Raw genomic sequence first — 26,876 nt, 5'->3', positions numbered from 1 at the left:
GATAAAGGCTTCCTCAGTGGTCATTCTCATGGCTGTTTCCTCGTCCTTCAGGCAGCTTTGTCGATACCGGCGCGGGGTCCCGCGCCGGCTTCGGCGCGACGGTCATCAAGGACCATGCGCGCCAGCTTGGCGCCGATCATCATCGCGGGCGCATTGGTGTTGCCCGAGACGATCTCGGGCATGATCGAGCAATCGGCCACCCGCAGGCCGCGGATGCCGCGCACCCGCAGGCGCGGGTCCACCACGGCGCGCGCGTCCGCGCCCATGCGGCAGGTGCCGGTCGGGTGGTAGATCGTGGTCGAGTTCATCCGCGCCCAGGCCAGCACCTCGTCATGGCCCTGCACGTCGGCGGCCGGCCGGAACTCCTCGGAGATGGCGGATTTCAGCGGCTCGGTGCGCGCGAACTTGCGGGCGATCTCGATGCCGGCGACCAAGGTGTCGCGGTCGGTCTGGGTGGCCAGGTAGTTCGGCTCGATCAGCGGCGCGACCAGCGGATCGGCCGAGCGCAGCGTGATGGTGCCGCGGCTTTCCGGGCGCAGCTGGCAGACCGATTGCGTGAAGGCCGAGAAGGGGTGCACCCCTTCGCCGGGGCTGTCGGCCGACCAGGGCTGGATGTGGAACTGGATGTCGGGCGTCGCGAGGCCGGGCCGGGTGCGCAGGAAGCCGAAGACCAGGCTGGCCGCCATGGTCATCGGACCGCTGCGGAACAGCGCGTATTCCAGCCCGATCCGCGCCTTGTTCATCAGGCTGCGCACCTCGTCATTCAGCGTCCCCTCGCGGCATTTGAACACCAGCCGGGCCTGGAGATGGTCCTGCAGGTTGCGGCCGACCTCGGGTGCGTCCTGGGCGACCGCGATGCCGTGGTCGCGCAGATGCGCGGCATCGCCCACGCCCGAGAGCATCAGGATCTGCGGCGAGCCGATGGCGCCGGCACACAGGATCACCTCGCGCGCGGCGCGGATCACCTGATGGCTGCCGTCGGGGCGCCGGATCTCGACCCCGGTGGCGCGGCCGTCCTCGATCACCACGCGGCGCACCTGGGCCTTGGTGACCACCTCCAGGTTCTGCCGATGGCGGATCGGCTTCAGGAAGGCGGCCGCCGAAGAGCAGCGCCGGCCCTTGTTCACGGTCAGCTGGAAATGGCCGACGCCGTCCTGCACCGGGCCGTTGTAATCGGGGTTGTAGGGGATGCCGTTGGCCTTGGCGGCCTCGATCCACAATTCGCAGATGCGGCGGCGCAGGCGCGGATCCGAGACCTGCAAGGGCCCATGCCTGCCGCGCCCCTCGCCCTCGCCGCGCTGGAAGGTTTCCAGTTCCTGAAACAGCGGGCCGACCTCGCGCCAGGACCAGCCCTCGTTGCCCATCTGCGCCCAGCGGTCGTAATCCTCGCGCTGGCCGCGGACGTAGAGCAGCCCGTTCAGCGACGAGGACCCGCCCAGCACCTTGCCGCGCGGCCAGTGCAGCGAGCGGCCGTTCAGGCCCGGGTCGGGCTCGGTCTCGTAGCACCAATCGAAGTCCGGGTTGTGCATGGTGCGGAAATAGCCGACCGGGATATGGATCCAGGGGCTCGAGTCGCGGTTGCCGGCTTCCAGCAGGGTGACGCGGATCGCGGGATCGGCGGAAAGCTGGTTCGCGACCACGCAGCCGGCCGATCCGGCGCCGACGATGACGTAATCCGCGAGGTCTGATGCTTGGCTCATCTTGGCATCCTTTGCGGGCTCGCGCCCATGGTTCGGGAAGGAAAACCGGGCGGGGCTGCCGCCCGGCAAGGCTCTAGCCGCGCTCGCGGCGGCCGATCAGCACGGCGCAGACGAACGAGACCAGCGCGGCGAAAACGACATAGGCGCACAGCCAGAACGGGTCGTTGTCGTTCGCGGCCATCAGCGCCGTCGCGATCATCGGCGTGATCCCCGAGGCGAAGATGCCCGAGAACTGATAGACGAAGGACACGCCGGTATAGCGCACGCTGGGATCGAAGAGGTCCGCGAACAGCGCCGCCTCGGGGCCGTAGCACATCGGGTAGACGATGCCGAAGGGCAGCGCGATGCCCAGGATCACCAGCAGCGGATCGCCGGTGGACATCAGCGCGAAGGCCGGGAACACGCTCAGCGCCAGCAGAAGCGAGCCGATGGCATAGGTGCGCGGCCGCCCGATCCGGTCCGAAAGCCGGCCGAAGAACGGGATGCAGACCACCATGACGATGGCGGCACCGCAGACCGTCCACAGCGCGAAGGTCCGCTCGAGCCCGACGTATTTCGTCAGGTAGAGGATCGAGAACACCGCGAAGACGTTGAAGAACACGCCGTCGATATAGCGCGCGCCCATGCCCAGCACGATATTGGCCGGATAGCGCTTCAGCATGTCCACGAAGGGCAGGCCTTGGTCCTTGGCCCGCGATTCCGCCTTGGCCTTCTTGAACTCGGGGCTTTCGCCGATATTGCTGCGGATCCAGGTGCCCAGCACGACCAGGATGATCGAGGCGACGAAGGCCGCGCGCCAACCCCAAGCCATGAAGGACTCGTCCGGCATCATGGTCAAGAGCGCCATCACGCCCGAGGCCATGAACAGGCCCAGCGACAGGCCGATCTGCGGGATCGAGGCATAGAAGCCGCGCTTGTTCTCGGGCGCGAATTCATAGGCCATCAGCACCGCCCCGCCCCATTCGCCGCCGATGCCGATGCCCTGCGCCACGCGCAGCAGCAACAGCAGGATCGGCGCCAGGATGCCGATCTGGTCATAGGTCGGCAAGAGGCCGATCAGCACCGTCGCGCCGCCCATCAAGAGCAGCGTGATGACCAGCATGGTCTTGCGGCCGATGCGGTCGCCGAAATGGCCGAAGATGACGCCGCCCAGCGGGCGCGCCACGAAGCCCACCGCGAAGGTGGCATAGGCCAGCAGCACCGAAATCGTCGGGTCGTCCGCCGGAAAATACAGCTTGTTGAAGACGATGCCGGCGACGACGCCGTAAAGAAAGAAATCGTACCATTCGATGGTCGATCCCACGAGGCTTGCGAATACGACCTTCTTGACGTCGTTTTCCCGGTCGCCAACCGTGTTGGCGCCAGCGGCTATGACCGCCATGACATCCTCCCTGATGCTGCAGCGTTGTTCGATTGTTCAGCTGTTCCCGGCAAATCCTCCTTTTGCCGGCAAGCGGACGTTGCCTCATGCTGCCGAGCCATGTCAAAGCATTTTTGATAGCTAGACTCTCATTTTTGTAATTTCAGCCTGCGCGCCGGGCGGTTGGAGCGGCGCCGGCAACCATGTAGAGTCGGCCCGAGAAACGACGGAAGAACCGATCATGACGCGCCTTCAGGACAAGTCCGCCCTGCCGCCAAGCTTTCGGAATCTGCAGATTCTTGAAGTTCTTGCCAGCGAGGGGCGGCCCCTGACCGCGACCGAGATCAATGCCTCGCTGAACCTGCCGGTGCCGACCATCCACCGGCTGGTCGGCAATCTGGAAGCCGAGGGCTTCCTGACCCGCCATATCGACGGGCGCAGCTACCAGCCGGGCCCGAAGCTGCGGCAGATGATGCAGGGCGTCATCCGCTTCTGGCACCAGGACCTGCCGCAGCGCGACGTGTTGATTCGGCTGAACCAGCGCCTGGGCGAGACCTGCAACCTGTCGATCCCGGAGGGCGATGCGATGCTCTACATCGACCGGGTCGAGACGCATTGGCCGCTGCGCATCCAGCTTCACATCGGCTCGCGCGTGCCGCTGCATGCCACGGCGGCGGGGAAGCTTGCCCTGTCGCAGATCGACGACGGCAAGCTGGAACGCTATCTGAAACGCGCCGAACTTCATGCCTATACGGCGCAGACGCTGACCGATCCGGACCGGCTGCGCGACGAGCTGCGCCAGATCCGGCAGCAGGGCTATTCGACCGATACCGGGGAATTCGTGCCCGGCATGATCGCCATGGCCGTGCCGGTGCTGGACCGTTCCGGGCAGTTGATCGCCACCGTGTCCTTCCACGCCCCGGTGCAGCGGCTGACCCTGGCCGAGGGGCTGAAATACCTGCCCGACCTGCGCGCGGCGGCCGAGGAACTGGCCGAGCTGATGTGAGGGGCGTCAGGGCCGGATCATCTCGGCCGCGATGCCGGTGCTGGCGCGCATGATCAGCTCCAGCTCGACGCGGCTGCGGATCATGAAATCGGCATCCGGGCGCCCGATCGCCGTGACGATGGCCTGTCCGGCCGCGATGCCGACCTGCTGCGCCGGGATCCGCACCGTGGTCAGCGCCGGCTCCATCTGCGCCGAGCCGGCGAAATCGCCGATGCCGATCACCGACAGGCTGGCGGGAACCGCGATCCCCAGCCGGGCCGCCGCGTAGATCGCCCCCTGCGCGATCACGTCATTGGCGCAAAGCAAGGCGCTCGGCCGGTCCTCGCCGGCCAGCAGGTCCAGGCAGGCGGCCTTGGCCTGGGCGATGCTATAGGGCACCTCGACCTGCCAGCGCTCCTGCAAGGCGATGCCGGCGGCGCGGAACACCGCCGTCGCCGCCGTCTTGCGGTCCCGCGCCCGGTCGTTGTCGAAGGTGGCGGGAAAGACCATGCCGATGCGGCGATGCCCCAGCGCCACCAGATGCTCGGCCGCCAGCCGCCCCGCCTCGCGATTGTCGACGCCGACGCAGGGCAGCGGCGAATCCGCCAGATAGTTCCACAGCGCCAGCAGCGGCACCCGCTGCTCCGCGATCAGCCGGAAGGTGCCGGCGCTGTGGTCCAGTCCGACCACCGCCAGCGCATCGACGCGGTGCTCCAGCAGCTTGCGGACCAGCCGGTATTCGCTGTCCAGGTCATAGCCATGCGAGGCCAGCAGCAGGGTGAAGCCCTGCGCGCTGACCGTGTCGTTGAAGGCCTGCACCACCTCGGCGAAGATGGTGTTGGCGACGGTCGGCACCACCAGCCCGATGGTGGCGCTGCGCCGGCCATGCATGGCCTGGGCGGCGCGGTTGCGGATATAGCCGGATTTCTCGACCGCCAGCTCGACCTTCCTGCGCGTCGCCGGATGCACCAGGTCGGGGTGATTCATCACCCGCGACACCGTGGCCGGTGAAACGCCTGCAAGCTTTGCGACGAAAACAATATCGGGCTTAATCACGCGACTTTCCTGACATATCTGACCGTATGATGAGAATTCATGAAAACATTTGCAAGACTGTTTTCATCGCCTAAGGTCGAAGATCACGGCAAGAGGAGGCCGTGCCAGACCAACATTGCAGACATGGTGAGACCCGGTTTCCCGGGCCGCTGATCCATTCACCTTCCCGGCGGGCATCCTGCCGGGAACCGGAGCAAGTGACAGGTATGAACATCTCGAACGATATTCTCTCGGTCGACGCGGCGATGGCGCGGGCGCGCAGCGCGCAGGCCGGATACGAGGCGCGGGGCAGCCAGGGCCGCTATGACCGCGCCGCCCTGGCCGCCGGCTGGGCCATCATGCAGCCCGAGCGCAACCGGCAACTGGCCGAGCTGGCGGTCCGCAGCACCGGGCTTGGCAATGTCGCCGACAAGATCGTCAAGAACCACCGCAAGACCCTGGGCCTTTTGCGCGACATCCGCGGCGTGGCCACGCATGGCATCCTGTCCGACGACCCCGAGACCGGCATCACCGAGATCGCCCGGCCCATCGGCGTGATCGGCGCGGTGGTGCCCTCGACCAACCCGGCGGCGACGCCGGCGAACAACATCATCAACGCGCTGAAATGCGGCAATGCCATCCTGCTGTCGCCCTCGCCCAAGGGCGTGGCCTGCTGCGAGATGCTGCTGGGCTTCATCCATGCCGAATTCGACCGCATCGGCGAGGATCGCGACCTGGTGCAGATGCTGCCCGGCCAGGGCAGCAAGGCCAAGACCCAGCGCCTGCTGGAGACCGCCGACCTGGTGGTGGTGACCGGCAGCCAGGACAACGTGCGCCGCGCCTATGAAAGCGGCACCCCCGCCATCGGCGTCGGCGCCGGCAATGTCGCGGTGATCGTGGACGAGACCGCCGACCTGGCGGCGGCGGCCGGCAAGATCGCCGCCTCGAAGACCTTCGACAACGCCACCTCCTGCTCGTCGGAAAACGCGCTGATCGTAGTCGATGCGGTCTATGACGCCTTCCTGGCCGCGCTGGCGGCCGAGGGCGGCGCGGTGCTGCCGCCGTCCGAGGCGCCGGGAATCGTCGCCCGGCTCTGGCAGGACGGGCACATGAACCGCGAGATCATCGCCCAGGATGCCGAGGTGATGATCGACAAGCTGGGGCTGGCCGGTAAGATCCCGCCCGGCACCCGGCTGATCGCGGTCGAGACCGAGGGCATCGGCCCCGATCATCCGCTGTCGGGCGAAAAGCTCAGCCGCATCGCCGCACTCTATCGCGCCCGCGATTTCGGCCATGCGGCCGAGCTGGCGCGGCGCATCCTGCTGCATCAGGGCGCCGGCCATTCGGTCGGGCTGCATTCGCGCGACACCGGCCGCCCGATCTGGCTGGGCCGCGAATTGCCGGTCTGCCGGGTCATCGTCAACCAGGCGCATTGCTTCGCCACCGGCGGCGCCTTCGACAACGGCCTGCCCTTCTCGCTCTCGATGGGCTGCGGCAGCTGGGGCGGCAATACCATCGACGCCAACCTGAACTGGCGGCATTTCATGCAGCGCACCCGCGTCGTGCGCCCGATCCCGCCGCGCGAGCCGGCGCTGGACGAGATCTTCGGCGATTACTGGCAGGAGGTCGGGCAATGAGGCTGGACCCGCACCACCCGCCGCAAGGCACCGTCCGCGACTGGCTCGACATCCGCGCCGCCGAGCGGGGCGATACCATCAGCCACATCTTCCCCGGCGACGGCGGCGCGCTGACCTGGCGCGAGTTGCAGGGCGAGGCCGCCCGCATCGCCGGGCACCTGGCCGGACTGGGGCTGTCCTGCGGCGACAGCGTGGCGCTGATGATGCCCAATGGCCGCAATGCGGTGCTGGGCCTGTTCGGCGTGCTCTACGGCGGCTTTCGCGCCACGATGATCAACCTGGTCGCCGGGGCCGAGGCCGTCGGCTATGCGCTGTCGCATTCGGGCGCCCGAGCGCTGCTGCTGGATCCGGGCCAGCGCGGGCTGCTCGACAGCGCGCTGGCCGCCCATCCCGCCGAGCCCATGGTCATCGAGGCCGGGGACGGCTTCCGCTGGCCCGCCGGCTGCGAACCGGCGGCGCCGCATCCGCATGGCGCCGGGCATGACGCGCTGCTGATGTATACCTCGGGCACCACCGGCCGGCCCAAGGGCGTGCTGCACAGCCATGCCAGCCTGCTGGCCGGCGGCTGGACCACCGCCCTGGCGCATGAGCTCTGCCCCGAGGACCGGGCGATCTGCGTGCTGCCGATCTATCACATCAACGGGCTCTGCGTGACCATCCTGGCGCCGCTGCTCTCGGGCGGCTCGGTGGTGGTCTGCGAGCGCTTCTCGGCCAGCCAGTTCTGGGCCAGTTGCGAACGGCACGGGGCCAGCTGGTTCTCGGTCGTGCCGACGATCATCTCGCATCTGCTGCATGGCGAGGGCGAACCGTCGCCCGAGGCCCGGGCGCGGCTGCGCTTCGGCCGCTCGGCCTCGGCGGCGCTGGCGCCCGAGGTGCAGGCGGGCTTCGAGCGCCGCTTCGGCATTCCCATCGTCGAGACCATGGGCCTGACCGAGACCGCGGCGCAGATCCTGTCGAACCCGCTGCCGCCGGGTCCGCGCAAGATCGGCTCGCCCGGCCGGGCGGTGGGCAATCAGGTCGCGATCCTGTCGCCCGACCTGCGCCCGCTGCCACCCGGAGCCGAGGGCGAGATCGCCGTGCGCGGCGCCAATGTCATGCGCGGCTATCTGGGCGACCCGGTCGCGAGTGCCGCCGCGCTGACCGCGGACGGCTGGCTGCGCACCGGCGACCTGGGCCGGATGGACGCGGAGGGTTACGTCTTCGTCACCGGCCGCCTGAAGGAGCTGATCATCAAGGGCGGCGAGAACATCGCCCCGCGCGAGATCGACGAGGCGCTCTATACCCATCCCGACGTGATCGAGGCCGCGGCCTTCGCCCGCAAATGCGCCCGCTATGGCGAGCGGGTCGAGGCGGCCGTCACCCTGCGCCCCGGCTCGGCGCTGCAGCCGCCCGAGCTGATCTCGATCTGCCAGCAGCGGCTGGGGGCGTTCAAGTCGCCCGAGGTGATCCACCTGCTGGCCGAGCTGCCCAAGGGCCCCTCGGGCAAGATCCAGCGCCTGAAGCTGGCGCAACTGACGCAATAGCGCCCCCAGGGCAGGAAGGAGACCCATTTTCCAGAAGCCCGGCCCGGCGCCAGAAGCCCGAAGACCCGTCGGAGGAGGACGGGGCTTCAACAGGGGATCGCGCGACGGGCCGCAAACGGACGTGCCAACACATCCAGCATAATCCAGGGAGGAGACATGCTAAGGCTTACCCGCTTCAGGACGACGGACCGCGTTCTGTTCGTCATCTGCCTGATGTATCTGGTCACCTATATCGACCGGGTCAACATCAGCACCGCCGCCCCCGCCATGCAGGCCGAACTGGGCCTGACGAATTTCGAGCTGGGACTGGCGTTTTCCGCTTTCGCCTATCCCTATGCGCTGTTCCAGATCCTCGGCGGCCGCCTGGGCGACCGGCTGGGGCCGCACAAGACGCTGATCATCTGCGGCACGGTCTGGTCGACCGCGACGGTGATGATCGGCTTCGTCGAGGGCGCGGTCTCGCTGATCATCGCGCGTGTGCTTCTGGGCATGGGCGAGGGCTCGGCTTTCCCGACCGCCACCCGGGCGCTGTCGAACTGGATGCCGGCCGAGAAGCGCGGCTTCGCGCAGGGCATCACCCATGCCTTCGCCCGTTTCGGCAATGCGCTGACCCCGCCGCTGATCGCCTTTCTGGTCATCGCGCTGTCCTGGCGGCATGCCTTCATCATCGTCGGCCTGATCAGCTTCCTGTGGGTGGGGCTGTGGTGGTGGTATTTCCGCGACGATCCGCGCAGCCACAAGGGCATCACGCCCCAGGAACTGGAGACCCTGCCCGACCAGAAGATCGTGGGCGAGCGCAAGACCCTGCCCTGGGGCCGGCTGCTGCGGCGCATGCTGCCGGTGACGATCACCGATTTCTGCTACGGCTGGACGCTGTGGCTGTTCCTGAACTGGATCCCGTCCTATTTCCTGCACCAGCACGAGCTGGACCTGAAGAAATCCGCCATCTTCGCGGCCGGCGTCTTTCTGGCCGGGGTGGTGGGCGACCTGGCGGGCGGCTGGCTCAGCGACGGCATCCTGCGCCGCACCGGCAATGTCGCCTTGGCGCGGATCAGCGTCATCATCCTGGGCTTCCTTGGCGCCTTCGCCTGCATGCTGCCGGTGATGTTCTCGACCGACCTGGTGACGGTGGCGATCAGCCTCAGCGCAGCCTTCTTCTTTGCCGAGCTGATCGTGGCGCCGATCTGGGCCACGCCGATGGATATCGCGCCGCAATATTCCGGCACCGCCAGCGGCTTCATGAACTTCGGCTTCGGGCTGGCCGGGATGATCTCGCCCATCGTCTTCGGGTTGATCATCGACCTGACCGGGCGCTGGGACCTGCCCTTCGCGGCCTCGCTGGTCCTGCTGCTGGTGGGCGCGGCCTGCGCGCTGCTGATCCGCCCCGACCGCCCGTTCCGCGACGATCCCGCCGATGACGACGAAGGTCTCGGATGCGATCCGCAGCTGGCCGGCGCGGTGTCGAAATGACGAAACGGGGCCTGCCTGCCGGGCGGGCCCCGTTCTACCAACTGAAGCGAGGCGCGCGCATCGGGGCCTGCCCAGACAAGCGGCATTGCACGCCCTGGTGATCCTGGCTATACATGAAATGTAATAACATTGCATTCATGAGGACGCCATGCCACTCAGCCAGCACACCCGCGACAAGCGCCTGCCCGTTACCGTCCTGTCCGGTTTCCTGGGCGCCGGCAAGACCACGCTCTTGAACCATGTCCTGAACAACCGCGAGGGCCGCCGCGTCGCGGTCATCGTCAATGACATGTCCGAGGTGAACATCGACGCCGACCTGGTCCGCGACGGGGCGCAGCTGAACCGGGCCGAGGAAAGGCTGGTCGAGATGACCAATGGCTGCATCTGCTGCACCTTGCGCGACGACCTGCTGCAAGGGGTGCGCAAGCTGGCCGAGGAGGGCCGCTTCGACTATCTGCTGATCGAGGGCACCGGCATCGCCGAGCCGCTGCCGGTCGCCGCCACCTTCGACTTCCGCGACGAGAGGGGCGACAGCCTGTCGGATGTGGCGCGGCTGGACACGATGGTCACGGTCGTCGATGCGATCAACCTGACCAACGACTTCGCCAGCGACGATTTCATCGCCGAACGCGGCGAAAGCCTGGGCGACGGGGATGAGCGCACCTTGGTCAACCTGCTGACCGAGCAGATCGAATTCGCTGATGTGGTGGTGCTGAACAAGGCCACCGATGCCGGCCCCGAGCGGCTGGACCGGGCGCGCAAGATCGTGCGCGCGCTGAACCCGGACGCGAAGCTGGTCGAGGCAGATTTCGGCCGTGTCGCGGCCGATGCGATCTTTGACACCGGGCTGTTTGACTTTGACAAGGCGCACATGCATCCGATGTGGGCCAAGGAGCTTTACGGCTTCGCAGACCATGTGCCGGAGACTGAAGAATACGGCATCTCCTCCTTCGTCTATCGCGCGCGGCGGCCGTTCCATCCGCGCAAGATCCACGACGTCCTCAATGGCGCCCTGCCCGGCGTGATCCGGGCCAAGGGGCATTTCTGGATCGCAAGCCGCCCGGACTGGGCGGTGGAGTTCAGCCTGGCCGGCGTCGTCTCCTCGGTCACGCCGCTGGGCGGCTGGTGGGCCTCGGTGCCGCGCGAACGCTGGCCGACGCATCCCGACAGCCTGGCCGAGGTGGCGAAGACCTGGGTGGAGCCCTGGGGCGACCGGCGGCAGGAACTGGTGTTCATCGGTGCGGGCCTGGACCCCGAGGCGCTCGGCCGTGCCCTGGACGATGCCCTGGTCATGGCCGACGGATTCACGCCGCAGGACTGGGCAAGCCTGCCCGATCCCTTTCCGCAATGGGGTCAGCGCCGCGTCGCCTGAACGTCTTTGTCCAGGTCACGGGCCGCCCCTTGCTGCCTCTCCGCTGCCAGGCGCTGCTGCGACAGCATCTCCCCCTCACGGCGGCGCCATCAGTGGCCGCCAGCGCAGCCAGCGGAAATCATAGGGCGCCAAGCTGACCGAGATATGATCATCTTCGGGCGCGTCGCAGGTCGCACCAAGCAGGGACTGCGGCGCCTTGTCGGTTCCCAGGCCGCGGAGCGCAAACCGCGCCTTGACCGTCTTCGACGACAGGTTGTGCAATGTCAGGATATCTTCCTCGGGCGTGCGCCAGCCCAGGGCCAGAACCGAATCCTGGCCCGTGTCGATGATCCGGCATTCGCGCTGACCGATATGCAGGCAGCCGTGCCGGATCGCCGTCAGCTTGCGCAGATGCTCCAGGATCGAGCCGTCCTGGCCGTCCTGCGCCGCGACATTGACCTTTTCCAGGCGGAATGGGCCATCCTCGACCATGGCCTGCACCAGCCGCGTCTTGCGCGCGGCCGAAAAACCGCCATTGCGGCCGCCCGTCCATTGCATCGGTGCGCGGACGGCATTGCGGCCCTCGGCCGCCAGATCCTCGCCCATGCCGATCTCATCGCCATAGCAGACCACCGGCACGCCGGGCAGGGCGAACAGCAGGCTGTAGGCCATCGTCAGCTGTGCGGCATTTCCCAGCATGGGCGCCAACCGCCGCCGGATGCCGCGCCCGAAGATGCGCATGTCGTCACGCGGTGCGAAGCGGTCAAGCACCTGCTGCTTCTGGCCCGGGTCGAGCCGTTCAAGATCCGCCTCGTCCAGGTTGCGCAGGAAATTCGCCCATTGACCGTTTGCGGGCTTGGGCGGCAGGCGGGCCAGCGCCTCGGCGATGGGGGCGGCCGTCTCGGTCGCCAGGGCGAGCATGAGATAATTGTTGAGGAAGAAGTTGAACATCATGTTCAACTGCTCGCCATCGAAGAAACTGGCCAGCTTGGCCTCCTCTTCGTCGACTTCGCCCAGCACCATCGCGTCGGGCTTGCGCCGCGTGATATGGGCGTAAAGATCGCGCAGCACCTGATGCGCCGGATCGCCCTTGCCCGAGGGATCAAGCGGATCCTCGACCAGATGCGAGGCGGCATCGATGCGGAATCCGGCGATCCCGAAGCTGAGCCAGAAATCCGCGACGCGCTTCAACGCGTCCAGGACGGCCGGATTGCGATGGTTGAGCGTCGGCTGGAAATCGTAGAAGCGGTGGTAATAATAGGCCCGGGCGGTCTCGTCGAAGGTCCAGACCGAGTCCTGCCGGCCGGGAAAGATCCGGCCCTTGCCCGGCGCGGGTTTCGGGGGCTGGTCGCTCCAGACGTAATGGTCGCGATAGGGCGAATCCCTGGTCTGGCGCGCGGCCTGGAACCAGGGATGCTCGTCCGAGGTGTGATGGGCGACAAGATCCAGGACGACCCTGATGCCCTGTTCGCCGGCGCGGCGAACGAATTCCTGGAACTGGGACAGCTGGCCGTATTTCCGGGCGACCCGGTAATAGTCGGTGATGTCATAGCCGTTGTCGCGATCGGTCGAGGGATAAAAGGGCAACAGCCATATGCAGTCGAAACCCAGGCTGGCCAGATAGGGCAGCTTGGCGCAAAGGCCGGGAAAATCGCCGATCCCGTCCTTGTCGGAATCGCAAAAGCGTTCCACGTCGACGCCATAGATGATGGCGTGCTTCCACCACTGCTCCTGCATGGTCCGCCCCTCTGCCCGCTGCAACAGTCACGGAACAATAGCAGGACCAGCGCGGTTCCTTGTGAAGCAACCCGGGAGGACCGTATGCAGGCGATCGGAAAGCGGATCTGGGCCATTGCCGAGGGCTATATTCCCTCGGTCAGCCATGGCCCGGCGCCCGAGTTGACCAGCCACGAGGCGGCCTGCCTGCTGAATTGCGGCGATGAGCCCGCGCGGGTCGAGCTGATAATCTATTTCACCGACCGCGAGCCGGTCGGACCCTATCATGTCGAGGTGCCGGCCCGCCGCACGCTGCATCTGCGCTTCAACGATCTTGACACGCCGCAGGAAATTCCCCGCGACACGCCCTATGCCTGCGTCATCCGCGCGGATCGGCCAATCGTCGTGCAGCATACGCGCCTGGACAGCCGGCAGGCCGAAAACGCGCTGATGACCACCATTGCCTATTGCGAAGGTCAGGCGGGATGACGGGCATCGGATACCATGCCTCGCATGAGCAGTTCGCCCCGTCCGAACTGCTGGATCTGCTGCAGAGGGCTCAGTCGGCGGGTTTCGATGCCGCGATGTCCTCGGATCATCTGGCCCCCTGGAGTGCCAGGCAGGGGCAATCGGGTTTCGCCTGGTCCTGGCTCGGCGCTGCCATGCAGGCCACCGGCCTGCCTTTCGGCGTAGTCACCACGCCCATCGGCCTGCGCTATCACCCGTTGTTGATCGCCCAGGCCGCCGCCACCCTGGCCGAGATGTTTCCCGACAGGTTGACCGTCATCCTGGGCAGCGGCGAGGCGCTGAACGAGCGTCCCTTCGGCGCGGGCTGGCCGGGGAAACAGGAACGCAGCGCGCGGCTGGCGGAAGCCGTAGCGGTCATCAGGGCGCTGTTTCGCGGCGAAAGCGTCACCTCAGACGGCTTTCATCGGCTCGAGGAGGCCCGGCTTTACAGCTTGCCCGCGCGCCCGCCCGCCCTGTTCGCCGCCGCGCTGACGCCCGAGACGGCCCGGCGCGCCGGCGGCTGGGCCGATGGTCTGGCCACCATCGCCATGCCGCATGACAAATTGCGCGCGGTCATCGACGCCTTTCGCGACGGTGCCGGCGCCGGCCGGCCCGTGCATGTCCAGGCGCATCTTTCCTATGCCGCAAGCGAGGCCGAGGCCGAACGGAACGCTTTGGAGCAATGGCGCACGAATGCGCTGCCGCCGTCGGTGGCGGCCGAACTGTCCTCGCCCGCCATGTTCGACGATGCTGCCCGCCACCTGCGGGCCGAGGATCTGTCCTCCAGCGTGCTGATGTCGTCCGATCCTGCGCGGCACGCGGAATGGCTGCACCAGATCGCCATGCTGGGGGTGGATCGTCTGCTGCTGCACAATGTGGGCCGCAATCAGCAGGAATTCATCGACACCTTCGGCGAAAGCGTCCTGCCGCTGCTTGTTGGATAGTGGCTCGCCCCAGGCGGCTTTCGCGCGGCCACCGTGGCGGCCTCCCGCATCATCATCAGGTGGAACGACCAGTCCCGGCTGCGGGCCGAGTTGCGAAACGCGCCGCTGCCATGGCATCGGGGGCGGCGACCGGCTCTGACCGCCAGTTTCACCGAAGAGCGTCCATCAGCTCGAGAGCGTTCTGCGTGGCGGCGCCATAGGTGGTATTGTCATAGATCGTCCAGATATCGCGCCCGCGCGTGGCCAGCGCAGCGACATGTTTCGCATGGTCCTGGACAGCATCCCGTCCATAGAGCGACTGGTAGATCCGCGGCGAGCCGTGCAGGCGGAAATAGGCGACGCCGCCCCAGCCGCCGGGCTGTGCGGCCAGGACCGGCCTGGCGGGGTCCGCCGCGACCCGCGACACCCGCCGCTGCTCCAGCATGTGCTCGATCTCCGGCTGGAACCAGCTGGCATGCCTCGGCTCCAGCACGACGGCGCCCTTGATCACGGCCTGCAAGGCATCAAGGAAGCGTTCCGCGGTTTCGCCGGGATAGGCAAAGCTTGGGGGAAGCTGCACCAGGATCGGGCCGCGCTTGTCGCCCAGGCCGCTGGTTTCCTCGGCAAAGCGGTCGATCAGTGCCGCGCAGTCCTTCAGGCGATGCTCATGCGTGATCGCCTTCGGCAGCTTGACCGAGAAACGGAACCCCGACGGCACACTTGCCGCCCAGCGTTCGTATGTCGTGCGCCGGTGCGGCCGATAGAAGCTGCTGTTGATCTCGACGGCCGGAAAGCATGCGCCATAGCGTTCAAGATGCGTGCCCGCCGGGGGAAACCTTTCGGCAAAAGCGGAGGGGATCGACCAGCCGGCAACTCCGATGAAGATGGACATGAGCGGCTTTTCCTGCGGGCGGACGGTGGCCAGGTTGTCGGTTGGCGGACAGCAGCCAAGCTAGCATGGCATCGGCATCGAGCGCCATCGGATCGGCATGGCCCGGCGGCGAAAGGCTTGCGCCGGGGTGTCGCGAGGGGACTGCGGGCCGATGCGTCGTGCTGCGGCGACCATCGCGGCGTCGCCCCTCGGGGCTCGCGCTGGGCGGCCCGACTGCAGGTTCATCACCCCCGGCGCCCCCTCACAGATCGATGGTGACCTTGCCGATGGCACGCGAGCAGCAGGCGAGGATATAGCCCGCCGCGACATCCGCCCCAGCATCAGCTCTGATTGAAGACACCGCGACAGCCGGTCCAGGGCCGGTAGGGATCCGGTCCCCTCGACGATCCATTTCAGGTCGAGCCCCGGCAGGCGAGTCGCCATGTTTTCGAGCGCGTCGCGGAAGATGATCTCGGACGGGCGCGAGGGCGAGGACGAGATGGTATAGGTCCGATGCACCCTGCCGCCTGGCACCGGCTACTCCAGCGTCAGGGCCTCCCGGGCTCGACGTTGAACAGCACCCCGGACGGGCTCTGGAAGCAGAAGGTCATGACGTTCGGCGCCTCCTTCAGGAGGGAGGCGCATTCCAGTTCCTCGGCATCGGTCCAGAAGGCCAGCCGCGGTTTCGCCGGCACGTTCATTCGGCCGCCACGCGCGTGGGGGCATGCGCGCGTTCCATCCAGTCGGCATACCAGTCGACGAACTGGATCACCCCGCTTTCCCAATCCGGCGAATAGGGGCCGGGCACATAGGCGGGCGAGAAGATGCCTTCCTGGTTGGTCTCGACGATCTCGCGATCCTCGTCATTGGTGGCGATCCAGACCTCGGTCAGGCGCTTCAGATCGTAATCCACGCCCTCGACCGCGTCCTTGTGCACCAGCCAGGTGGTGGTGACCTCGGTTTCGGTCGGGCTGATCGGGGTGACGCGGAAGGTCAGCGAGTGATCCGGCAGGAAATGGTTCCAGGTCGAGGGATAGTGGAACACCAGCAGCGAGCCGGCGTCGGGCTTGGCGACCCGGCCCAGCCAGCGCGACACCGCCGCCTTGCCGTCCATGGTGTAGCTGACCGCGGTGTCCTGCAGCGGCATCCGCGCCAGCCGGAACTGGCCGTCAGCGCTCAGCAGGAACTGCGCCGGCGCGCCCGAGGCGGCGCAGGCGTCGAAGTGGCTTTGCAGCCGGGCCGAGATCGAGCCATCGGCCGATACGCCCGCCACCTCGGGGTCCAGCGGGAAGGACCGACACAGCGCCGGGTGGTTGCCGCTGCAATGATAGCATTCGCGATTGTTTTCCCAGACCAGCTTCCAGTTGCCCTTCTCGATGATCGAGGCGCTGTGGGCGACCTTGGCACCGGCCAGGTCGTGGACCGCCAGATAGGGCTCGGCGGCGCGGGCGAAATCCTCGAAATCCGGCGGGTTGTCGGCCAGGCAGATATAGATCAGCCCCTTGAGGTCGCGGCTGGCGACCGGCCGCAGTCCGTGCCGGGTCGGGTCGAAATCCGGCCCCATGTTGCTGGCCCAGACCAGCTTGCCGTCCAGGTCGTAGGTCCATTGGTGATAGGGGCAGACCAGCTTCGCCACCTGGCCCTCGCGCGCCTTGCAGACGATCGAGCCGCGATGCCGGCAGGAGTTGTGGAAGGCGCGGATTTCCCCGTCGCGGCCCTTGACGATGACCAGGTTATAGGCGCCGATCTTCAGCGTGGCATAGCTGCCGGCCTTGACCAGCTGGCAGGCCGGGATGGCATAGAGCCATTCACGGTACCAGATGGTTTCCAGGTCGATCTGATAGATCTCGGGCGAGGTGTAGAAGGGCTGCTCAAGCGCATGGCCGGGGCTGCGGCGGGCAAGCAATTCTTGGATGCTGGGCTGGTTTGCGGGCATGGCTGGCTTTCCGGGTGGCGAGGTTCTGGCCGGAAACATGCGGCCGAACGTCGCAGTTGACAACGGCAGAAAAATTCATGCTGGCTTAGGCCAGCTAAGCCAAGGAGAGGCCGTGCCCAGGCCATACGACACCTCGTCGATGACGGCGCTGATCTGTTTCGAGGCCGCGGCGCGCAACGCCGGCTTCAAGGCCGCCGCGGCCGAGCTGAACGTGACCCCGGCCGCCATCAGCCACCAGGTCAAGGCGCTGGAGCGGGACCTGGGCTGCGCGCTGTTCCGCCGGCTGCATCGCGGCGTCGAGCTGACCGAGAAGGGCGCGTTCCTGCTCCTGGCGCTGCAACGCGGCTTCGAGGCCATCTCGGATGCGGTGACCGAGCTCAAGCGCCGGCCCGAGCAGGTCGACGTCACCATCCGCGCCACGACGGCGGTCAGCGCGCTGTGGCTGACGCCGCAGATCACCCGGTTCTGGAAGGTGCATCCGACCATCACCGTGTCGCAGATCGTCAGCGACGTGCCGGGCGGCAGCGGACGCTACGACATCGCCGTGGGCTACGGTCCGGCCGAGCGTGGCCCGGCCGAGGTGCATGAGCTTTATCGCGACCGCATCATCGCGCTGGGCACCCGCAAGTTCGCGCAGGACGAGAACATCGTCCGGCTCGAGGATCTGCTGCGCGCGCCGCTCATTCACATGAATCACGATCAGGTGTCCTGGACCGGCTGGCGCGACTGGTTGCGCGAGCTGGGCCTGCCGGAAAGCCACGGCCGCAATTTCCATGTCAACAACCACATGATCGCGCTGCAGGCGGCCGAGGATCACATCGGCGCCGTGCTGGGCTGGGAGCGGCTGGTCCGGCGCCATCTCGACGAGGGGCGGCTGGTGCCGCTGGTCGGCGATTTCATCGAATCGCCGCAGCCGTTCCAGCTGGAGATCCAGTCCCGTGCCAGCCAGAAGGCCCGGGTCTTCGCGGCCTGGCTGATGGCGCATCGCGACGACGAGCCGCCGGCGGGCTGAGCCTTGCCCGCCCCCCCGCGCGCCTTGTCCGGAGCGCCGGCGCCGCCTTGGCGCCCAGCATCAGGAGCGGCTGCGGCGGGAAACGGTGGTTGCGGGAGCACTGATCGAACACTGTTTCGCAATGTCGAGGGCGCCCTGGTCTCTCTTCAGCACATCCCTGCCAGGCAAGCTGTCGCGGTGGCACCGATGCGCCGCCATTGGTGCCTCTCAGATCCCTGATAGAGGGAATCAAGCGCGCGGGTCACCACTTCGGATTGGCGAACCAATGAAGCAAGCTGGTGGGCACCGTGGGCCCTTCCTGTTCGGCATCCATTCGAATTCCGCGTTGTCGGCCTTGGCTGGCAGCAGGCGACATGGATGATCGAAGGTGGGCCGCCCATGGTTGCGGCCCACCCCTCGCTTCCTGTGGGCTGCACCGTTCAGTCGGCCGGGACGAATTTACCGGCCGCGGCGTCGATCCGCAGCATGTGGCCCTTTACGTCGGACAGGTGACGGTCAGCCGAGAAACTGACCGGCGACATCACGCCCATGTCGAAATCGCGCGTTTCCTCGATCTTCTGATTGACGCAATCGCGCGTCAGATCCTCGCCGCAAGCCTTCATCGCCGCCGCCTGGATATGAAGCGCATTATAGGCGATCACCGCATAGCGGTTCAGTTTCGGCAGTTCCTCCGCGGGCAGATGCTGCGCCGCCAGCGCAAGAAAGGGCTCAAGCTGCGGATCGGTCATGGTCGGCACGAAGTCATAGATGTAAACGCCGTCGCCTTCGGTGCCGAACAGGCCGATGGTGGGCGGGATGTGATCGACCCAGGCCGCGGCAAAATGCGGCTTGTAGCCGATCTTCGCCGCCTCTTTCAGGATCGAGGCATGGCCCGTCGGCAAACCGCCCAGAATGATGGCGGTCAAACCCGCCTCGCGCGCGCGCATGATCTCGGACGCGAAATCCGTCTGGTCGCGCTTGAAGCGCAGCATCAGCTTTGGCGGCTCCTTGCCGTCGGCCTCCAGCTGGGCGACCAGCCCCTGTTCGCGGGCCGCGCCGGATTCGTCGTCCTGCACGATCGAGCCCCAGACCTGCGGGCCATGCTTTTCCTCGATGAACTTGACGATCTCGGCCGCGCCCTGCTGATAGCTCATGCCGACACCGAACACCGAGGGGCGAACGGGGTCGTAATGGGCGTTCGTGGTCACCAGCGGATTCATCGTCGGGATGTTGCCCTCTTCGATCAGCGGCATCATCGCCAGCCCGTGAGAGCCGCCGGAGATGATGTTGAGCGAGAAGATGTCGTTGACATCGATCAGCTTTTGCAGGGCCTGGACGGATTTGGCCGGCACATATTCGTCATCCTCGACCACGACACGGAGCTGGCGGCCGTTGATGCCGCCTTTCGCGTTGATCTCGGCCGCGGCAAGGCGGGTTCCCAGGGTGCCCGCATAGCCCAGAAGGCCGCCCGGCCCGGTAAACGGCGAGACACCGCCGACCACGATCTCGGCATCGGTGACGCCGGGTTCCGCAACCGCGGCGCCACTGCCAAGCGCAATGGCGAGCGCCAAGATAAGACTGGTTTTTCTCACTACTTCCTCCCTTGTTATCACTTCGGATCAGCGGCTGTAGGGCCATTCCGACCAGAACCGCTTGATGCGTTTCCACTGATGGTTCATGCCCTCCGGCTCAAGCAGCAGGAACAGGATGATGACCAGTGCATAGATGATGCCCTTGATTTCGGTGCTGCTGCCGCTGGCAAGGGTGCTGCTCATGGTTCCAAGCTGCGCCAGCGCCCAGCGGCTGACATCCGGCAACAGCGTGATCAGGACCGCGCCAAGCACGGCGCCGCGTACGCTGCCCAGACCTCCGACGATGATCATCGCGATCGCCTCGATGCTGAGGATCATGCCGAAGCTGTCGGTATTCAGATAGCGGATGTTCAGCGCCATCAGCGCCCCGGCGATGCCCACGATGAAGGCGCTGACGGCAAAGGCCAGCAGCTTGTAGCGCACGAGGTTGATCCCCATCAGCATCGCCGCGATGTCATAATCGTGCAGCGCGGCCCAGGCCCGCCCGACCCGGCTGCGCAGCAGATTGATCGTGCCCAGGATCACCAGCACCGCCACGCCGAGGGACAGGAAATACATCGCCATCTGCGACCGCATCGAGATGACGCCGAACAGTTCGGGCCGCTTGACGGCCATGCCCGATGATCCGCCGGTCAGCCCCTCGGCATCGTTGATGAAATGCACGACGATGATCGAAAAGGCGAGCGTGGTGATCGCCAGATACAAGCCCTTCAGCCGCAGCGAGGGGACGCCGACCAGCAGGCTCGACCCCATGGACACCAGCCCGGACGCCAGGATGGCAGGAAACAGGCCCCAGCCATAGGTGGTCGTCAGGATCCCGGTGGTATATGCACCGATGGCCAGGAAGCCGACCTGCCCCAGCGAGATCAGTCCCGCCGTGCCGGTGACGATGTTCAGCCCCACCGCGCCGATCACGGCGATCATGACCAGCGTGACATAGGCGAAGATATAGGTGGGCACCAACCAGGGCAATGCGATCAGCGCCGCCAGCAATGCGCCATACCAGAACCAGGTATCCGGATAAGGGAACAGACCGGAAAGCCCGCGATAGGTTTCCTTGTAGGTTCTCGTGCGCATCAGACCCTCTCGATATTGCGCTGACCGAACAGCCCGTAGGGACGGATCATCAGGATGATGAGAATGACGACGAAGCCCGCGATTTCCTTGTAGGTCGCGGCGATATAGCCGCCGGTCAGGCTTTCGACGATACCGATGATCAACCCCCCGATGGCCGAGCCGATGACCGAATCCAGCCCGCCGAGAATGGTCGCCGGAAAGGCGCGGATGCCGATATGCGCCATGTCGGGGCCGATGTGATTGATATTGGCGAAAAGAAGCCCCGCGATGCCGGCGATCACGGCCGAGGTGACCCAGGCCGTCCGGTAGATCCGGGTGACCGGCACGCCCATCAGCATGGAAACGGTTGAATCGGACGCCGTCGCGCGCATGGCGATCCCCACGATATTGAAGCGCAGGAAAGCCCAGACAGCGATGCAGATTGCGGCATAGACCGCAAGCAGCAGCAGTTGCAGCGGCTGCATGTAGACCCCGCCGATTTCGATGGGCTGCGTGGTCGCCGCGCCGGGAAAACGATAGGGATAATTCCCCCAGATCAGGGCCGCGACGGACCGGATCAGCATGGCAAGGGCGATGGTCATCATGACCAGCGAAAACACCGGCTGGCCCAGCATCGGCCGCACGATGAAGCGTTCGATCAGAAAACCCACCGCGATCGAGGACACCAGAACCGCCAGCACCACCAGCGGCGCCGATCCGTCGGTATGAAGCGCGGCGGTATAGGCCATATAGGCGATCAGCATCATGATCTCGCCCTGGGCAAAGTTCACGACGCGGCTGACCTTGAAGATCATCGCATAGCCCATTGCCAGCAACCCGTAGATCGCGCCGACCGTCAACCCGGCAAAGACGAGATTGAGAAAATAGCTCATGCCTGTTCCTTTCCGTAAATCCGGTCGATCTCGGCTGCGTATTTTTTCTCGATGAACGAACGCTTGATCTTCTGGGTCGCGGTCAGTTCTCCGTCATCGTGGTCCAGTTCCTTTGCCAGGATGACGAACTTGCGGATGCTTTCGACCCGCGCAAAGGCGCGGTTCGCCCGTTCCACCTCGTCGGAAATCAGCTCGAAGACTTCGGGAAGCTGGGAAAGCGAGCGGTAATTCGTATAGGCAAGGCCACGGTCCTGCGCCCATTTGCCGACCGAATCGATATTGATCTGAATCAGTGCCGCCACGAAATGACGCTGCTCGCCCAGAATGATCGCCTCGCGGATATAGATCGATTCCTTCAGCGCGTTTTCCAGCTCGGATGGCGCGATATTCTTGCCGCCCGAAGTGATGATGATTTCCTTCTTGCGGTCAACGATGCGGATTTCCTGCTCATCGGCCTGTTCCGCGATATCGCCGGTGGAAAGCCAGCCGTCGGGCGTCAGGACCTTGCGGGTCGCCTGGTCATCGTGCAGATAGCCCTTGAAGACGGTCGGGCTGCGCAGCTCGATCTCGCCATCCCCGGCAAGGCGATATTCCACCCCCCGGATGGGCGCACCCGCAGCACCTGCGCGCATTGCGCCGCGATGCTGGATAAAGGTGATCCCGCCGCTTTCCGTCAGGCCATAGACCTGGAAGACCGGCAAGCCCAGGACGGCAAAGAAAAGCAGCGTCTCGGGCGAAACCGGCGCGCCACCGCAGATCCGCACCACCGTGTGGTCCAGTCCCATGTGACGCTTCATTGCCCGAAAGATGGTCGCATCGGCCAGAAACATCTCGAGCCGCTCGCCCAGCGTTTCCGGCCAGGTCGGCCGGCCCTCACCGAGCTGGCGTTCGACCCGCTTGCGAATGCGCTCGAACATCCGCTCGAAAAGCCATTTCTGATAGGGTTTTCCTTCGTTCAGGCCGATCAGCGCCCGCAGCCGGTGCTTTTCCCAGACGCGGGGCATGCCCAGAAAGACCGTAGGGCCGATTTCGCGGATATTGGTGTCGATGGTGTCGATCGATTCCGCGAAATTCACCGTGCCGCCGGTGAGGCAATGCACATTGATCGAACAGATCCGTTCCGCCACGTGGCAGAGCGGCAAATAGCACAGGACCGAATAATTGTCGGCGTTCAGTCCATAGGTCTGAACCAGCGCCTCGGCCGAATATAGCAAGTTGCGGTGGGTCAGCTGCGCGCCCTTCGGCTTGCCCGTGGTGCCCGAAGTATAGACGATGACCCCGACGTCATCGGGTCCAATGGCCGCAAGGCTTTCGTTCCACAGCCGGTCGGCAGCGGAATGATCGGCCTGTGCAACCAGATCGCCCCAGCGCAGCAACCGCGGATCGTCGTATCTGCGCATCCCCCGCGGATCGACGACGATGATGCGTTCGAGATGCGGCAGGCCGTCGCCATTTGCGCTGGCATCCAGCACCTTGTCGACCTGTTCCTGGTCGCCGCAAATCACGAACCGGCTTTGCGAATGCTGGACGATATATTGCAGTTCCTGCCAAGGGTTGGTCGGATAGATGCCGACCGTGACCCCGCCGAGCGCCTGGACGGCAATATCAGCAACCAGCCATTCGGCCGTATCGTCGCTGGCAATCGCCAGCCGGTCGCCCCGGCGAAAACCAAGGGATTTCAGGACCAGGGCAAAGTCCTTGACCCGCCGTTCATAGCCGCGCCAACTGGTCGGCTTCCAGATGCCGAGCTCCTTTTCGCGTATGGCGACGGCGTCCGGCGTCCGGCGCGCGCGCTCCTGAAGCAGATGCGGCAATGTCGTGTCGGATGCTGCAAGCATGGCTTGGCTCATCAGCTTGCCCCTTGGCCCAGATATGCGTCGATGACCGCCGGATTGGCCGCGACCTCTTCGGGCGGGCCGGACGCGATCGGCGTTCCGAAATTCAGCACGTGGACGGAATCGGAAATATCCATCACGACATTCATGTCATGTTCGATCATAATGACGGTCAGGCCCAGCTCGTCGCGCAGATCCAGAACGAAACGCGCAATATCTTCGGTTTCTTCCTGGTTCATCCCCGAGACCATCTCGTCCAGCAGCAGCAGCCGCGGCCTGGTCGCCAGGGCGCGCCCCATCTCGACGCGCTTTTGCAAGCCATAGGGCAGCATCGAAACCGGCTGGTTGCGGATTTCCTCGATCTCGAGGAATTCGACGATCCGCTCGACCTCTTCTCGGGCTCGGCATTCTTCGGCCGCGGTCGGCCCAAGATAGAATGCCCCATCCAGCACGCCGGATTTCAGATGGCTGTGCATGCCGACCAGCAGGTTTTCGATCACCGTGCCGTGCCGGAACAGGGCCAGGTTCTGGAAGGTGCGCCCGATTCCCAATGTTGGAAGGTGATGGGGACGATACCGCAGCAGATTCTTGCCCTCGTACAGGATTTCACCCGAACTTGGCGGGTAGAGACGGCAGATCATGTTGAAAAGCGTCGTCTTGCCCGCGCCGTTCGGTCCGATGAAACTGGCGATTTCCCCTTGGCGCACAGAGATCGTCACGTTGTTCAGCGCCTGAAGCCCGCCGAATTTCTTGCCCAGGTTCCGGATTTCGAGGATCGGCCGATCCTGGCTCATGACAGCCACCTCTTTCTGCGCCGATAGTGTTTCAGGTCGCGGAAGGACTTGCGGTCTGCCGACTTGTCCACGCCCAGATAGAATTCCTGGATCTCGGAACTTGCCATCAGCGCCTCCGCCGTCCCGTCAAAGACGATGCGCCCCCGTTCAAGGACATATCCCTTGTCCGCCACCTCTAGCGCGATCCTCGCGTTCTGTTCGACCAGCAGGATGGACAGTTGCTCGCGGTCGCGCAGGAACGAGATCATCTCGAAGATGGTGGACACGATCTTGGGCGCCAGCCCCAGCGAGGGCTCGTCCAGCATCAGAAGTTTCGGCCGCGACATCAGCGCGCGGCCGATGGCCACCATCTGCTGTTGCCCGCCCGACAGATAGCCGGCGACCCTGCGGCGATGCGCCGTCAGGTCGGGAAAGAACTGATAGATTTCCTCGAGCCTCGCGGCCCGGTCCGCCGCGGACGAGGTATAGCCACCCATCAGGATGTTTTCCTCGACGGTCAGGTCTGCAAACAACCTGCGCCCCTCCGGCACCTGTCCGATGCCCGCCTTGACGATCTCCTCGGAAGCCAGCTTGTTCAGCGGCAGATCGCCATAGCGTATGGTTCCCTTGGTCAAGAGCCCGCGCTCCGGGCCCATGATCCCCGAGATTGCCTTCAACAACGTGCTCTTCCCGGCCCCGTTGGAACCCAGCAGACAGACGATCTCTCCCGGAGCAACCAGCAGGGACACGTCCCTGACGGCCTCTACCGTGCGATCATAGAATATCTGCGCATTCACCACGGCCAGTTCAGCCGCTTGCATCGTACTCGACATGCATTGTTCCCCTCCCCCGAAGCGTCGTTCCTTGGTAGCAATAGCCGGGATTCGGCCCAGAATCGCACAAAGAGCAAAGCTAATAGTATGCTAGCTGTCATTACGCTTGCCTGTCAAGTTTTTCTGGTGGAGACAGGCTTCTGGGCACCGCGGACCGCATGACCTGCCACGGGATTTTTTTCCCGGCTGCGACCAGGTCAGCGCCAGGGAACGGACGGACGATGATCGGCGATCCGACCTTGGCGCATCGCGAGGTCGCGGTCCCCTATGCCGGGCGGCTGGCCGAGACCCTGCGCGAGGCGGTGCATGTGATCGAGCAGATGGGCCGGCTTGGCAATCAGGTCCGGGTGGCGATGGTCTCGACGGCGCGAAACTGCGGGCCGCATCTGGTGCAGCAGTTCCTGCGCCGACGCCCCGCGGCGCAGGTCAAGATCAGCATCGCCGACCGCGACAGCCGCATCGCCTTCCTCGAGATCGAGGCACGGCTGGAGGTCTCGCTGGGCTGCGCCGGCCGGCAGCTGGCGCCGATGTCCGCCGCGCCGGCATAGTCGTCGAAGCGCTGCATCCCGTAGGCCACGGAGATGTCGCTCTTCTCGCCATCACTTGTGCAGATCTTTGCCAAATCGCGCGCCGAACTGGATTTCCCTGACCTTCAGGGCATTTTCTTCCCGGCGAGCTATGGCGCGCAAGGGTTGGCGACAGAGCCGGGCATAACCTGTGGCATGTGGCAGCATCGTCCCAACAGCCGTGGCCAGGTGCGGACCCTTTCGACCGATCTTTCCGTAAACCCCGAGATCCAGCCGAACTATCTGGGCGACGAAACCGACCGGCAGACCATGCTGGCCGGCCTGAAACTGGCCCGCAGGCTGATGGGAAGCGATGCCTTGCGCCGCTATGTCGATGCGGAACTGACGCCGGGGCCGGATGTCCAGACCGACGACGAATTGCTGGACTATTGCTATCGGACCGGATCGACCACCTTCCATCCCGTCGGCACCGCGCGGATGGGGCCGGACGGCGATCCGATGGCGGTGGTGGATCCGGCGCTTCGTGTGCGAGGGCTCGGCAAACTCCGGGTTGTCGATGCCTCGGTCATGCCCACGCTGGTTTCCGGCAATACGATGGCCGCGACCCTGATGCTGGCGGCGCGGGCCGGTGACCTGATCCAGGCAGAACGCGTCTGACGACATCGGATATTCGTCTAGGAGCGCTTAAATAGTCGGCCCTCGACGCACCATTCGGAACATGATTCACCCTTGGAACGGCAATGGCGCGGGTGAAGATGCGCGGGACAGACGAAGCAAGCGGGCCGCTGTTCAGTCATGTCGATCTGGAGGCGCGCATCCCGGCACGGCATCCGCTGCGCCAGATCCGGCAGGTGGTGAACGAGGCACTGGCCAGCTTGGACGCCGAGTTCGAGGTGCTTTACACCGACTGGGGTCGCCCATCGATCGCACCGGAGCGGCTGATCCGGGCCAGCCACCGCGATCCATGCTGCCCCTCATTGTCGAGGACCAGCCGCACCGCACGGTCACGCACTTCAGGGGAAAAACTTGTTCGTCGTCTTGCTCATGATGCTCCATCCTGCTCAGGAGTTGGAGCCTCCGGCAAACCCGGCGCGGTTCAGAATCGTGTCATGATCCGGCCCATGCTGAAAGCCGGCTGTGGCATGGAAGACATAGCTGCGAAGACTGGGCTACCCGTCCGACAGATCAGATTTCCCGTGGCCTTGTTGCGCGAAAGCATCTCTCTCTCCGCGTGATCTCGAACGGAAAGCCCCGGAAAAGGGCCTCTGGCGCGCGAATCGCCTGAGCGCCTTGGTCGGCACGCAGCCCCGACGTCGGCCGCCGATCAGACCGGGATCTGCCGCAGGATCAGGAACAGAAGCG

Annotated in this window: 22 protein-coding genes and 2 pseudogenes; 11 read left to right on the top strand and 13 right to left on the bottom strand. The window is 65.5% G+C overall.

The genetic code is table 11. The features are described from left to right. Positions 1-47: 47 nt before the first annotated feature. Positions 48-1,700 (bottom strand): GMC family oxidoreductase, encoded by a 1,653-nt coding sequence (locus tag E3D03_RS16390; protein WP_263567837.1) that lies wholly within the window; start codon positions 1,698-1,700, stop codon positions 48-50. Positions 1,701-1,773: 73 nt separating this feature from the next. Then, a complete protein-coding gene (locus tag E3D03_RS16385) occupies positions 1,774-3,081 on the bottom strand; it encodes an MFS transporter (RefSeq protein WP_263567836.1) in 1,308 nt (435 codons plus the stop codon). Between the two features lie 220 nt (positions 3,082-3,301). On the opposite strand from E3D03_RS16385, the gene E3D03_RS16380 reads away from it, so the two are divergent. Beyond that, on the top strand, positions 3,302-4,066 hold the full coding sequence (locus E3D03_RS16380; protein WP_263567835.1) for an IclR family transcriptional regulator: 765 nt from the start codon (positions 3,302-3,304) through the stop codon (positions 4,064-4,066). Positions 4,067-4,072: 6 nt separating this feature from the next. On the opposite strand, the gene E3D03_RS16375 is transcribed toward E3D03_RS16380, so the two are convergent. Next, positions 4,073-5,101, bottom strand: coding sequence for a LacI family DNA-binding transcriptional regulator (locus E3D03_RS16375; protein WP_263567834.1), 1,029 nt, complete (start codon positions 5,099-5,101; stop codon positions 4,073-4,075). Positions 5,102-5,307: 206 nt separating this feature from the next. On the opposite strand from E3D03_RS16375, the gene sauS reads away from it, so the two are divergent. From sauS to E3D03_RS16355, 4 genes are all read left to right on the top strand, one after another. Continuing rightward, complete coding sequence (gene sauS / locus E3D03_RS16370) at positions 5,308-6,717, top strand: acylating sulfoacetaldehyde dehydrogenase (protein ID WP_263567833.1); 1,410 nt, start codon at positions 5,308-5,310, stop codon at positions 6,715-6,717. Then, positions 6,714-8,240 carry an AMP-binding protein gene (locus E3D03_RS16365; protein ID WP_263567832.1) on the top strand — a complete coding sequence of 509 codons (1,527 nt, stop codon included), beginning with the start codon at positions 6,714-6,716 and terminating at the stop codon, positions 8,238-8,240. Before sauS ends, E3D03_RS16365 begins: the two co-directional genes overlap by 4 nt. 156 nt (positions 8,241-8,396) lie before the next feature. Beyond that, entirely contained in the window at positions 8,397-9,710 is a 1,314-nt protein-coding gene (locus E3D03_RS16360) for an MFS transporter (RefSeq protein ID WP_062563757.1), read from the top strand. Positions 9,711-9,858: 148 nt separating this feature from the next. After that, the gene (locus E3D03_RS16355) at positions 9,859-11,082 is read left to right on the top strand and encodes a GTP-binding protein (protein ID WP_263567831.1); all 1,224 of its coding nucleotides are present in this window, start codon (positions 9,859-9,861) and stop codon (positions 11,080-11,082) included. A gap of 75 nt (positions 11,083-11,157) precedes the next feature. Here the strand turns inward: E3D03_RS16355 and E3D03_RS16350 are convergent, their stop codons facing one another. Next, positions 11,158-12,798, bottom strand: a complete 1,641-nt coding sequence (locus tag E3D03_RS16350) for an alpha-amylase family protein (protein ID WP_263567830.1) — start codon at positions 12,796-12,798, stop codon at positions 11,158-11,160. An 84-nt stretch (positions 12,799-12,882) separates the two neighbouring features. Between E3D03_RS16350 and E3D03_RS16345 the strand changes: the two genes are divergently transcribed. Beyond that, positions 12,883-13,266 carry a sensory rhodopsin transducer gene (locus E3D03_RS16345; protein ID WP_263567829.1) on the top strand — a complete coding sequence of 128 codons (384 nt, stop codon included), beginning with the start codon at positions 12,883-12,885 and terminating at the stop codon, positions 13,264-13,266. After that, positions 13,263-14,228, top strand: coding sequence for a TIGR03885 family FMN-dependent LLM class oxidoreductase (locus E3D03_RS16340; RefSeq protein ID WP_263567828.1), 966 nt, complete (start codon positions 13,263-13,265; stop codon positions 14,226-14,228). The genes E3D03_RS16345 and E3D03_RS16340 overlap by 4 nt, the downstream gene beginning before the upstream one ends. Before the next feature lie 148 nt (positions 14,229-14,376). Here the strand turns inward: E3D03_RS16340 and E3D03_RS16335 are convergent, their stop codons facing one another. From E3D03_RS16335 to E3D03_RS16325, 3 genes and pseudogenes are all read right to left on the bottom strand, one after another. Beyond that, a complete protein-coding gene (locus tag E3D03_RS16335) occupies positions 14,377-15,099 on the bottom strand; it encodes a DUF72 domain-containing protein (RefSeq protein ID WP_263567827.1) in 723 nt (240 codons plus the stop codon). A 326-nt stretch (positions 15,100-15,425) separates the two neighbouring features. After that, positions 15,426-15,779, bottom strand: a pseudogene (locus E3D03_RS16330) (hypothetical protein); the annotation flags it as partial. After that, positions 15,776-17,014, bottom strand: a complete 1,239-nt coding sequence (locus E3D03_RS16325; RefSeq protein WP_263567826.1) for an aromatic ring-hydroxylating oxygenase subunit alpha — start codon at positions 17,012-17,014, stop codon at positions 15,776-15,778. The pseudogene E3D03_RS16330 and the gene E3D03_RS16325, both read right to left, overlap by 4 nt. 112 nt (positions 17,015-17,126) lie before the next feature. Here E3D03_RS16325 and E3D03_RS16320 point away from each other — a divergent pair, with 112 nt between their 5' ends. Next, complete coding sequence (locus E3D03_RS16320; protein ID WP_263567825.1) at positions 17,127-18,026, top strand: LysR substrate-binding domain-containing protein; 900 nt, start codon at positions 17,127-17,129, stop codon at positions 18,024-18,026. Positions 18,027-18,445: 419 nt separating this feature from the next. On the opposite strand, the gene E3D03_RS16315 is transcribed toward E3D03_RS16320, so the two are convergent. From E3D03_RS16315 to E3D03_RS16290, 6 genes are all read right to left on the bottom strand, one after another. Next, positions 18,446-19,597 carry an ABC transporter substrate-binding protein gene (locus E3D03_RS16315; RefSeq protein WP_263567824.1) on the bottom strand — a complete coding sequence of 384 codons (1,152 nt, stop codon included), beginning with the start codon at positions 19,595-19,597 and terminating at the stop codon, positions 18,446-18,448. Between the two features lie 27 nt (positions 19,598-19,624). Then, positions 19,625-20,674 carry a branched-chain amino acid ABC transporter permease gene (locus tag E3D03_RS16310; protein WP_263567823.1) on the bottom strand — a complete coding sequence of 350 codons (1,050 nt, stop codon included), beginning with the start codon at positions 20,672-20,674 and terminating at the stop codon, positions 19,625-19,627. Continuing rightward, positions 20,674-21,546 (bottom strand): branched-chain amino acid ABC transporter permease, encoded by an 873-nt coding sequence (locus E3D03_RS16305; RefSeq protein WP_263567822.1) that lies wholly within the window; start codon positions 21,544-21,546, stop codon positions 20,674-20,676. Before E3D03_RS16305 ends, E3D03_RS16310 begins: the two co-directional genes overlap by 1 nt. After that, positions 21,543-23,396: an AMP-dependent synthetase/ligase gene (locus tag E3D03_RS16300; protein WP_263567821.1), complete on the bottom strand. Its 1,854-nt coding sequence runs from the start codon at positions 23,394-23,396 to the stop codon at positions 21,543-21,545. Before E3D03_RS16300 ends, E3D03_RS16305 begins: the two co-directional genes overlap by 4 nt. Further along, the gene (locus E3D03_RS16295; protein ID WP_263567820.1) at positions 23,396-24,100 is read right to left on the bottom strand and encodes an ABC transporter ATP-binding protein; all 705 of its coding nucleotides are present in this window, start codon (positions 24,098-24,100) and stop codon (positions 23,396-23,398) included. Before E3D03_RS16295 ends, E3D03_RS16300 begins: the two co-directional genes overlap by 1 nt. A 71-nt stretch (positions 24,101-24,171) precedes the next feature. Further along, complete coding sequence (locus E3D03_RS16290) at positions 24,172-24,954, bottom strand: ABC transporter ATP-binding protein (RefSeq protein ID WP_318013755.1); 783 nt, start codon at positions 24,952-24,954, stop codon at positions 24,172-24,174. 254 nt (positions 24,955-25,208) lie between these two features. Between E3D03_RS16290 and E3D03_RS16285 the strand changes: the two genes are divergently transcribed. The 3 genes and pseudogenes from E3D03_RS16285 to E3D03_RS16275 all read left to right on the top strand — a co-directional run. After that, positions 25,209-25,535, top strand: a complete 327-nt coding sequence (locus E3D03_RS16285) for a hypothetical protein (RefSeq protein ID WP_263567818.1) — start codon at positions 25,209-25,211, stop codon at positions 25,533-25,535. A gap of 33 nt (positions 25,536-25,568) precedes the next feature. Beyond that, positions 25,569-26,171, top strand: a complete 603-nt coding sequence (locus tag E3D03_RS16280; RefSeq protein WP_318013754.1) for a GMC family oxidoreductase — start codon at positions 25,569-25,571, stop codon at positions 26,169-26,171. A 98-nt stretch (positions 26,172-26,269) separates the two neighbouring features. Further along, positions 26,270-26,467: pseudogene (locus tag E3D03_RS16275) on the top strand (IS5/IS1182 family transposase); the annotation flags it as partial. Between the last annotated feature and the right edge of the window lie 409 nt (positions 26,468-26,876).

The organism is Paracoccus sp. DMF, from assembly GCF_004407025.1.
GTDB classification, from domain to species: domain Bacteria; phylum Pseudomonadota; class Alphaproteobacteria; order Rhodobacterales; family Rhodobacteraceae; genus Paracoccus; species Paracoccus aminovorans_B.
Note: the sequence above shows the minus strand (reverse complement) of the source record. Positions and strands in the feature narration are given on the sequence as shown.

Bases quoted from the DNA above. Each gene is read 5' to 3' on its own strand.
- E3D03_RS16285 (WP_263567818.1), top strand. From the start codon at position 25,209: ATGATCGGCGATCCGACCTTGGCGCATCGCGAGGTCGCGGTCCCCTAT.
- E3D03_RS16300 (WP_263567821.1), bottom strand. From the start codon at position 23,396: ATGAGCCAAGCCATGCTTGCAGCATCCGACACGACATTGCCGCATCTG.
- sauS (WP_263567833.1), top strand. From the start codon at position 5,308: ATGAACATCTCGAACGATATTCTCTCGGTCGACGCGGCGATGGCGCGG.
- E3D03_RS16365 (WP_263567832.1), top strand. From the start codon at position 6,714: ATGAGGCTGGACCCGCACCACCCGCCGCAAGGCACCGTCCGCGACTGG.
- E3D03_RS16345 (WP_263567829.1), top strand. From the start codon at position 12,883: ATGCAGGCGATCGGAAAGCGGATCTGGGCCATTGCCGAGGGCTATATT.
- E3D03_RS16385 (WP_263567836.1), bottom strand. From the start codon at position 3,081: ATGGCGGTCATAGCCGCTGGCGCCAACACGGTTGGCGACCGGGAAAAC.
- E3D03_RS16390 (WP_263567837.1), bottom strand. From the start codon at position 1,700: ATGAGCCAAGCATCAGACCTCGCGGATTACGTCATCGTCGGCGCCGGA.
- E3D03_RS16280 (WP_318013754.1), top strand. From the start codon at position 25,569: ATGTCGCTCTTCTCGCCATCACTTGTGCAGATCTTTGCCAAATCGCGC.
- E3D03_RS16305 (WP_263567822.1), bottom strand. From the start codon at position 21,546: ATGAGCTATTTTCTCAATCTCGTCTTTGCCGGGTTGACGGTCGGCGCG.
- E3D03_RS16360 (WP_062563757.1), top strand. From the start codon at position 8,397: ATGCTAAGGCTTACCCGCTTCAGGACGACGGACCGCGTTCTGTTCGTC.
- E3D03_RS16380 (WP_263567835.1), top strand. From the start codon at position 3,302: ATGACGCGCCTTCAGGACAAGTCCGCCCTGCCGCCAAGCTTTCGGAAT.
- E3D03_RS16340 (WP_263567828.1), top strand. From the start codon at position 13,263: ATGACGGGCATCGGATACCATGCCTCGCATGAGCAGTTCGCCCCGTCC.
- E3D03_RS16310 (WP_263567823.1), bottom strand. From the start codon at position 20,674: ATGCGCACGAGAACCTACAAGGAAACCTATCGCGGGCTTTCCGGTCTG.
- E3D03_RS16335 (WP_263567827.1), bottom strand. From the start codon at position 15,099: ATGTCCATCTTCATCGGAGTTGCCGGCTGGTCGATCCCCTCCGCTTTT.
- E3D03_RS16325 (WP_263567826.1), bottom strand. From the start codon at position 17,014: ATGCCCGCAAACCAGCCCAGCATCCAAGAATTGCTTGCCCGCCGCAGC.
- E3D03_RS16350 (WP_263567830.1), bottom strand. From the start codon at position 12,798: ATGCAGGAGCAGTGGTGGAAGCACGCCATCATCTATGGCGTCGACGTG.
- E3D03_RS16355 (WP_263567831.1), top strand. From the start codon at position 9,859: ATGCCACTCAGCCAGCACACCCGCGACAAGCGCCTGCCCGTTACCGTC.